Source organism: Nocardioides sp., assembly GCF_035429765.1.
In the GTDB taxonomy this organism is placed as follows: Bacteria; Actinomycetota; Actinomycetes; order Propionibacteriales; family Nocardioidaceae; genus Nocardioides.
In genome coordinates this window covers 1-2,775 of sequence record NZ_DAOMFK010000286.1, presented here as the reverse complement: position 1 = coordinate 2,775, position 2,775 = coordinate 1, and the positions used below count along the sequence as shown (strand labels likewise).

4 protein-coding genes are annotated in these 2,775 nt (G+C 74.7%); all 4 read left to right on the top strand.

Going from position 1 to position 2,775, the window contains the following annotated elements; genetic code table 11:
• The coding region (locus tag PLP61_RS16255; protein ID WP_324503808.1) for a hypothetical protein at window positions 1-192 on the top strand (192 nt) is incomplete at its 5' end.
• Between the two features lie 22 nt (window positions 193-214).
• Window positions 215-1,579, top strand: a complete 1,365-nt coding sequence (locus PLP61_RS16250; RefSeq protein WP_324503806.1) for a cytochrome P450 — start codon at window positions 215-217, stop codon at window positions 1,577-1,579.
• A gap of 112 nt (window positions 1,580-1,691) precedes the next feature.
• Window positions 1,692-2,222, top strand: coding sequence for a hypothetical protein (locus PLP61_RS16245; RefSeq protein ID WP_324503805.1), 531 nt, complete (start codon window positions 1,692-1,694; stop codon window positions 2,220-2,222).
• A gap of 195 nt (window positions 2,223-2,417) precedes the next feature.
• Window positions 2,418-2,775 (top strand): hypothetical protein (locus tag PLP61_RS16240; RefSeq protein ID WP_324503804.1); only part of this gene is annotated, 358 nt, incomplete at its 3' end.

Sequence of the window (2,775 nt, the reverse complement as noted above, 5' to 3'; positions counted from 1 at the left end):
GTCCGCCACCTGCCTGCGACGCGCGACGGCGACGTGCGGCTCGCCGCCGCCGGTCGGGCCTGGAGGATCAGGGTGGCCACCGGTCCCGGCGTACCGCGACCGCTGAGCTGCGGCGACGCCACCGCGAAGCCGGTCCCGGTGCACACCGTGACCGGTCTGGAGCCCGGGCCGCTCCAGCCACCCCGGCCCTAGCATGGCGGCAGGGAGGACGGTCATGGACGAGATCACCGCACTGACCCAGGAACGGTTCCGGCGGATGCGCCCGTTCGGCGGGCACCGGCCTCCGCCGGTCGACACCAGCCAGCTGCCCCCGGGCCCCCGGTGGCCGGCCTTCGCGCAGAGCGCCGGGCTGCTGCGGTTCCGCCACCGGTTCGTCCCCTGGGCGCACCGCACCTACGGCGACGTGTTCACCATCCGGGTGATCCCCCGCGGCCGTCCGCTCGTGGTGTTCACCCGCCCCGAGCACGCCCGGGAGATCTTCGCCGGCGACCCGGAGGTCTTCCACGCCGGCAAGGGCAACGCCATCCTCGGGCCGATCATGGGCGAGCACTCCCTGCTCCTCCTCGACGGTGCGGGGCACAAGCGCGCCCGCAAGCTGCTGATGCCCGCGTTCAGCGGCCAGGCGCTGCGCGGGTACGAGGACCTCGTCACCGGGGTCGCCAAGACCGAGGTGGGGTCCTGGCAGCGCGACGTCCCCTTCCGGTCGCTGGACCGGATGAACGCGCTGACCCTCGAGGTCATCCTCCGGGTGGTCTTCGGCGTGACCGACGAGGAGCGGCTCCGGCAGCTGCGCCCGCTGGTGAACCGGACCGTGGACGTGAGTCCCGCGGTGCTGCTCGGCTGGGGCTGGCCGGCCCTGCAGCGCGTCGGCGTCTGGAAGCGCACCGTGGAGACCGCCTACGCCCTGGACCGGCTGATCTACGCCGAGATCGCCGAGAGGCGGCGCGCCCCGGACCTGGCCGACCGCACCGACGTGCTCTCCCAGCTGATCCGGGTCGACGACGGCGGCGACCGGCTCACCGACCCCGAGCTGCGCGACCAGCTGGTCACCCTGCTGCTCGCCGGCCACGAGACCACCGCCACCGCCCTCGCGTGGGCGCTCTACGAGGTCGGCCGCGACCCGCGTCAGCGCGAGCGGGCGCGGACGGCCGCGCGCACCGGCGACGAGGCCTGGCTGGAGGCGGTGGTGAAGGAGTCGATGCGGCTGCACCCGGTGATCCCGATGGTGGTGCGCACATTGGTCCGGCCGGCGACCCTCGCCGGCATGGACCTCCCGGCCGGCGTCACCGTCGCCACCTCGATCCTGATCGCGCACAGCCGCCCCGACAACCACCCCGACCCCGAGGTGTTCCGGCCCGAGCGGTTCCTCGGCCAGAGCCCACCGGCGAACACCTGGATCCCCTTCGGCGGCGGCGTACGCCGGTGCATCGGCGCCAGCTTCTCGCTGATGGAGGCGGTCGCGGTGCTGCGCGAGGTGTTCACGGCGTACGACGTGACCGCAGCCGGCCACGACGAGCCCAAGGTGCGCAACATCACCAGCGTGCCGAGGCGCGGCGCCCGGATCCTGGTCTCCGCCTGATCCCGGCGCGGCGGAGCCCGTGTCGCCTCGGCTGGGTCGATCCGGGACAATGGACGGTGCCGGCCCCACGTCGTGGGCCGGCGCTCGGGTTCCCAGTGTGGAGGTGTGAGGCGTGGTCGAACGCCGCGAACGTCCTGTCCTGTCCGGCCTGCTGGCGCTGGTCGGGGTGGGGCTCGCCGTCGGGCTCGTCCTGGGCCTCGGCGCGCTGTTCGTCGCGCGGACGGTCGGCCTCGACGGCGGCAGCAGCAGCGCCGGCTCGACGTCGGAGGAGAGCATGTACCTCCCGCCGCCGGAGAAGACCACCTCCTCGCCCGGCGCCAGCAGCAGCGCGGCCTCTCCCCGGCCGGGTCCCCGTACGTCGTCCTCGCCGGCGACCCAGATCACCCTGACCGCCGGCCAGACCGCGGTCGGGCCGATGCAGCGCATCGACCTGAGCGGCAGCTACCCGGGCGGCGACGGCGCGATCCTGGTGGTGCAGCGGTTCCAGGCCGGCCAGTGGGGCGACTTCCCCGTGACCGCCTCCGTGTCCGGCGGTTCCTTCTCCACCTACGTCCAGACCGGGCAGAGCGGGGTCAACCGGTTCCGGATGAAGGACAGCGACTCCGGGGCGACCTCCAACGAGATCAAGGTGACCGTCGGCTGACCCGTCGCAGTGTTCCCGCTGACCCGTCGCAGTTTGCCCCGACCCCCCCCGGGTAAATAGCGACGGGTCGGCATTGCCGGAGGCCCCAGGTCGCGAGAGGATCGGCCTCACTCGGACGCGGCGCGGGGGGGCTCGGCTCGGCACGGCGAACTCCCGGTGACCCCAGGCCGCGTCCCAGGGGGAGGAGCGTGCGTGGTGGCCGGTACGGCGGGAGAGACACCGGACGTCCCCGGGCCGCAGCCCTGGGTGGAGCTCGCGTTGCGGGACGGCCTGGTCCTGCTCGACGGCGAGCGGGTGGGCGGCCCCGGGTCGCGGGAGGACCGGTACCTCGCCGCGCTGCGCCGGGTGGCCGAGGAGATCGCCACCCCGCTGGGCCGACCGGTCGGCGTGACCGTGCGTGACGCACGAGGGGTGGTCACCCACCTGGCGATCCACCCCGACGGCACGGCCGAGGCCGTCGCGCCCCCTCCCGCCGCGGGACAGGCCCCGCGACCCGCGCCGGTTCCTGCGTCCCGGCACCGGCGCCGCCGCGAGGGGACCCTGGTCCCGGTGC